This is a genomic window from Shewanella sp. 10N.286.48.B5, assembly GCF_002874355.2.
Classification (GTDB): Bacteria; Pseudomonadota; Gammaproteobacteria; order Enterobacterales; family Shewanellaceae; genus Shewanella.
Map to the genome: position 1 here is coordinate 1 of NZ_MCVG02000010.1, position 5698 is coordinate 5698.

Below are 5698 nucleotides of genomic sequence, written 5' to 3' on the forward strand. Positions count from 1 at the left end.
ATGTCAGCTGGATTACGTTCGAAGCAAAGGGTGTCAGGCAGTACAAGGATTTTTACTATCCAAACCTTTTAAGAGAAAATGATTTTATCGATGCGTGGAAAAGAGGGTCTTTGCTCGAGTACAGTTAGAGATCCGACACTATAAAATCATACTGGTTTTGAGTTTTGAATGATACATCGCTTTTCCGCTTTTTCTGCTTTCTCGGTGACGTTAGGGCTGCTCCTTATCAAGCGATGCAGGTCTATTACATACATGCAGAATAGATGCTCTTCCTTCCCTATAAATTACGCAATCGATAGCGTGTAAATAATGCTGTACAGGGTGTTTTAAATATAAAACACAAAAAAAATTGCGTTTATTTTCAATTAGTGATTGAAACTAGAGTTTTTACTAGTTAAGTTACAGGGAACAAGAAGATTAGTGCTGATAGAAAGTTACGTGAGACAACGTACATTCAGCTCAAGGATAGAAAAAGGAAGAAGTAAGCAATGTTCCAGACTGATGATGTAAGAATTAACAAAGTAAAAGAGTTATTACCACCTGTTGCTGTTTTAGAAAAGTTTCCAGCGACAGAAATTGCTTCTTCTACAACCTTTGAAAGCCGTAAAGCGATTCACAATATTTTAGAAGACAGCGATGATCGCTTACTTGTTATCGTAGGCCCATGTTCTATTCATGACACAGAAGCGGCACTTGAATACGGTAAACGTTTGAAAGTACTGCGTGATGAACTAGGCGATAAGCTTGAAATCGTAATGCGTGTTTACTTTGAAAAACCACGTACAACTGTTGGTTGGAAAGGGCTAATTAATGACCCGTACATGGATGATACATTCAAACTAAACGATGGTCTTCGTTTAGGGCGTAAACTACTGCTTGATCTAACCGATCTTGGCATGCCAACGGCAAGTGAATTCCTAGATATGATTACGCCTCAATATGTGGCTGATCTAATTAGCTGGGGCGCAATTGGCGCACGTACGACTGAATCTCAAGTTCACCGTGAACTAGCTTCTGGTCTGTCTTGTCCAGTTGGTTTTAAGAATGGTACTGATGGCAACATCAAGATCGCAACAGATGCGATTCGTTCGGCAGGTGCTTCTCACCACTTTTTATCAGTGACTAAGTATGGTCATTCAGCTATCGTTGAAACGGCAGGTAACCCTGATTGTCATATCATTCTGCGTGGCGGTAAAGAGCCAAACTACAGTGCTGAGCATGTAGGTAAGATCAAAGCGGAACTGGCGGCGTCTGGTCTACCACAAAAAGTAATGATTGATTTTAGCCACGCAAACAGCTCTAAGCAGTTCAAACGTCAAATGAACGTATCTGACGATGTAAGTGCACAGGTTGCTGGCGGAGACAAAGCAATTTTCGGTGTGATGATTGTCTCACCTAGTTGAAGGTCGTCAAGATTTGGTTGATGGCAAGGCGGCAACATACGGTCAGTCTATTACCGATGCTTGTATTGGCTGGGAAGATACTGAAACAGTACTTCGTCAACTAGCAGACGCTGTTGAAGCGCGTCGTAATAAATAGAATAGCCACCGAAAGGTAGCTTAGACATAAAAAAGCCCTCATTAGCGAAAACTAATGAGGGCTTTTTATGTGGGTTACACCGCTTAGGTTAGGCTCTAGGTTTGGGGGTTAAGCTCGTTTATACGAGAAAAGACAGTAGCTCTTTTACTTTGTCTGATAATAAAGTTGGATTTTGCTTGGTCTCTACATTGAGACGTATTAATGGCTCTGTATTCGATTGTCTTAAAAATTGAAGCGCCACGATCCCATATCCATACTAAGACCATCGACGTAATCGATCGAAACGGCGCAGTCTTGGTAGTATGCTAATACCGAAGCTATGACTAGATCTGGGTTGGATACTTTTCGATTTATCTCCCCAGATGACGGAATTTACTAATACTGACACTAGTCAATTGATAAAGGGACTGTTGAGTTTTCGAGACCAGTTCGATAACTAATAGCCAAGGTATCATTCCTGAATCACAGTAACCAAAATCACGGAAATAATGGTGAGCACTCATTTCTCCGCCATAAATAGCGTTGATTTGCCGCATTTTTTCTTTTATCAGTGCGTGTCCAGCTTTAACTGCAATAGCGTTTCCATCAAGTTGCTTGGCGACTTCAATCGTGTTCCATGTCATACGCATGTCGTGCAATACGGTTGCGTTACGCTCCTTCATTAAGAATCGCTTCAGCTAACAAACCAACAATATAATAACCCTCAATGTAATTGCCTTTTTCGTCAAAGAAAACAACGGTCGAAATCGCCATCCCACGCAATTCCTAGATCTGCGGAATGTTCTAAGACTGCATTTCGAGTCGCTGTTTGATTTTCTTTAATCAATGGGTTGGGAATGCCATTTGGGAATTTTCCATCAGGTGTATGTTGAACCTTGATAAAAGTAATAGGGGTATCGAGTGCAGTAAAGCGGTCTTCTAAAGCATCTATTATATGCCCGGCAACGCCGTTTCCTGCGTTCACCACAATTTTCATTGGTAACAGTTTAGAAGGAGCTATATATGAAAGCAGGTGGTCGATATAAGGTTGTAAAGTAGATAGATGTTCAGCATCGGCGTGCTGAGCCACGGTTGGGTTATCGCAAAGGTTAACTAGCTTAGACTCGAGATTGAGAATTCGCTGCTTTATCTCATTCAAACCGCTATGTTTACTGAGCGGACTGGCACCTACGCCTACCAATTTCATTCCGTTGTAATTGATTGGGTTATGGCTGGTTGCGATTTGTATTCCGCCAATCGCTTTTAGGTGACGAGTCGCAAAGTAGACTTCTTCAGTGCCAGTCATACCTAGGTCTATGACGGCTATCCCAGACTCGATTAAGCCTTTGGTCATGGCTTCTTGTAATGAAGGGGACGTTTCTCGGTTATCACGACCAATCACCACTTGAGCTAAGCCATCGAATGATGTCTCAGGTGTCGTGGATAGGGTGTATTCGCCAAATGCCTTGCCGAGCAAATAGGCGAACGGCTCACTGATTTGAGATCCGATGATGCCACGAATATCGTTGTTCTTAAAGCAACTGAGATCTAATGTTGGTTTCATTATGCAGTCGTCACTTTATTCCGTGGTGCTTTTAGATTGATGGTCGTCTAAAACTTCTCGTCCATAGCTGTCTTGATATCGGATGATATCGTCTTCACTCAAGTGACTCCTGTTTGTACTTCAATCATCGAGTGGGAGCCTCCTGGATTCTCTAGGCTGTGAATATGACCTAAAGGGATGTAAGTGGAGTGATCTTCTTCGATTAAATACGTTTTGTCGTTATTGGTTACTTTTGCAGTACCTGCCACCACCACCCAATGCTCAGCTCTGTGATGATGCCTTTGTAGCGAAAGCTTATGGCCAGGCTTCACGGTAATACGCTTCACTTTGTCGCGCTTTCCTAAATCAACAACATCGTATTTCCCCCAAGGCCTAAATACCTCTCGGTGTTGAAGATGCTCTGTTCGACCAGCTTGGTGGAGTTGGTTAACAATCGATTTAACACCCTGGACTTTGTCCTTGTTAGCAACCAGTATTGCGTCTTTGGTTTCTACAATAATGAGGTTTTCGACGCCTACCGTCGCCACAAGCTTATTCTCAGCATGAATGTAGTTGTACTGAGAGTCGACGGTTAACACATCACCTTCAATGACGTTGTTGTGCTCATCCTTATCACTGACGTCCCAGATAGCAGACCACGAACCAATATCATTCCAACCAACATCCATCGGGATCACTGCGGCGTGTGAGGTCTTTTCCATCACGGCATAATCGATAGAGTCACTTGGGCTATTTTGAATGCTTCTGCGTCGATACGAATAAAGTCGAGGTCGGTATTTTGCTTTGAAAAGAGCTAGTTTGCAAGCCGTTAAAATATCTGGGTGATGTTCAGCGAGTTCTTCAAGGTAGCTGGATGCCTTGAACATGAACATGCCGCTGTTCCACAAGTATTGCTCTGAACTTATGTATTCTTCTGCAGTTGCTTTATCAGGTTTTTCAACGAAGCAATCAATGGCATAGGCGTGATGGGTTGACTGTAGTTTCTGTTGCCATTCGCTGTATCAGTTTGAACGAGAGGGGAAAGAGGTTTCCCTGTTTGATATAACCATAACCTGTTTCTGGCGCATTGGGGTTATTCCGAATGTCACCAGTTTGCCTTGTTCGGCATAATCAACACCACGACTGATCACTTGTTGGAATTCAGAGGTGTTAGCGATGTGATGATCAGCAGCCAGTACTAATAAGATCGGGTCTGATGCATCCTGCTCATTATTGGTTGATTTACCTAAGGCTTGTAATGCCGCTAATGCGATGGCGGGAGCCGTGTTTCGACCGACGGGCTCCAGCAGAATACCACTATGTTGGATGTTAGCCGATCGAGCTTGTTCAGCCGCAATAAAGCGGTGTTCTTCATTACAGATAATGAATGGAGCAGCGCACTTGCTATCCGTTAGATAGTCCTCAAGACCTTGCAAGCGTTGAAGCGTTTGCTGAAGCATTGATTGTTCGCCAGCAATGTTGAGGAATTGCTTAGGGTAGAGCTCGCGAGACAATGGCCAGAGGCGGCTTCCAGAGCCGCCAGCTAAGAATGACAGGTAAAATCATAAAGTGGTAATTAGGCGTAAAGGGTTACTAACACCATGTTACCACGCTTATGGCTTATCGATGAGCTTCTATTAGTCTCAGGGCGGAATTCATTACACCTTGAGAATCGTTGATGTCTTGCGCTTCAATCTTGAGTGTTTGTGTTGGGAAGGCGATATCAGCATTGTGCTTATGAATAATCGCTAACACCTGCAACAGAACATCTTGTTTAACTTCGTGGTATCTCACCCAGTTGACCGTTTTTGTAAAGGTGTAGATAAAGAAGTTGAGCGTTGATGGCCCGAACTTATCAAAGTTAACGATCAGTGTCTGCTTGGCATCAATATCTGGGTGCGTTTCAAGCATGGTTTTTACGTCATCCACAATCAGAGCGAGTTTGTTTGCATCTTGATAACGAAGCCCAAAGGTCTCATTGATTCTGCGGTTCAACATTCTTGATGGGTTCTCGACCACAATGTTACTGAACACAGAATTCGGAACGTACAAAGGACGCTTATCAAAGGTGCGAATGATGGTCATACGCCAGCCAATGCGTTCTACGGTCCCTTCGATTTGACGGTCGGGAGAGCGTATCCAATCTCCGACTTTAAAAGGGCGGTCGAAGTAAATCATCATGCCACCGAAGAAGTTCGACAGTAAATCTTTAGCCGCTAAACCGACAATCAAGCCACCAACACCACCAAAGGTGAGTAAGCCTGATAGCTGAGCCCAAACGCCTGCATGATAGTCAGGCCACCCATCACCATAAAGAACAAGCGAGCGACTTCGCGATAGCTTGAACGGTGGTTTCGTCTCTGTTTTTTGTTCCCAAAACATACGCTTCAGAGTTGCTGATCATTCGTAACGTAAACCAAACAAAGGTACAGATAATCAATATGTGCTTAAGTGTTTTTAACCAGTTGATTTCATTACCAAATTTATCGTGAATGAAGCGGCGCACGAAAAACGCGAAAGCGTTTCACGATAAATGCGAAAAACAGAGTTTGAGTGACAGAGACAGACGGTTAAACACCCAAATTCCATAACTGAACGAAGTACACATAGCCAAAGATCGCCTTCTTCAGCGACCAG

General features: G+C 43.3%; 4 protein-coding genes and 2 pseudogenes. 1 reads left to right on the plus strand and 5 read right to left on the minus strand.

Annotated features, from left to right (window positions below):
• Positions 1 to 488: 488 nt before the first annotated feature.
• Positions 489 to 1539: pseudogene (gene aroG / locus BCU57_RS20895) on the plus strand (3-deoxy-7-phosphoheptulonate synthase AroG).
• Between the two features lie 118 nt (positions 1540 to 1657).
• On the opposite strand, the gene BCU57_RS20900 reads toward aroG, so the two are convergent.
• From BCU57_RS20900 to BCU57_RS20920, 5 genes and pseudogenes are all read right to left on the minus strand, one after another.
• Entirely contained in the window at positions 1658 to 1780 is a 123-nt protein-coding gene (locus tag BCU57_RS20900; RefSeq protein ID WP_413211525.1) for a hypothetical protein, read from the minus strand.
• Between the two features lie 109 nt (positions 1781 to 1889).
• Complete coding sequence (locus tag BCU57_RS20905) at positions 1890 to 2201, minus strand: hypothetical protein (protein WP_413211526.1); 312 nt, start codon at positions 2199 to 2201, stop codon at positions 1890 to 1892.
• Positions 2202 to 2263: 62 nt separating this feature from the next.
• Positions 2264 to 3082, minus strand: a complete 819-nt coding sequence (locus BCU57_RS20910) for a hypothetical protein (RefSeq protein ID WP_413211527.1) — start codon at positions 3080 to 3082, stop codon at positions 2264 to 2266.
• A gap of 98 nt (positions 3083 to 3180) precedes the next feature.
• Positions 3181 to 4575 (minus strand): annotated as a pseudogene (locus BCU57_RS20915) (mannose-1-phosphate guanylyltransferase/mannose-6-phosphate isomerase).
• A 106-nt stretch (positions 4576 to 4681) separates the two neighbouring features.
• Positions 4682 to 5443, minus strand: a complete 762-nt coding sequence (locus tag BCU57_RS20920; RefSeq protein ID WP_413211528.1) for a mechanosensitive ion channel family protein — start codon at positions 5441 to 5443, stop codon at positions 4682 to 4684.
• Positions 5444 to 5698 lie beyond the last annotated feature (255 nt).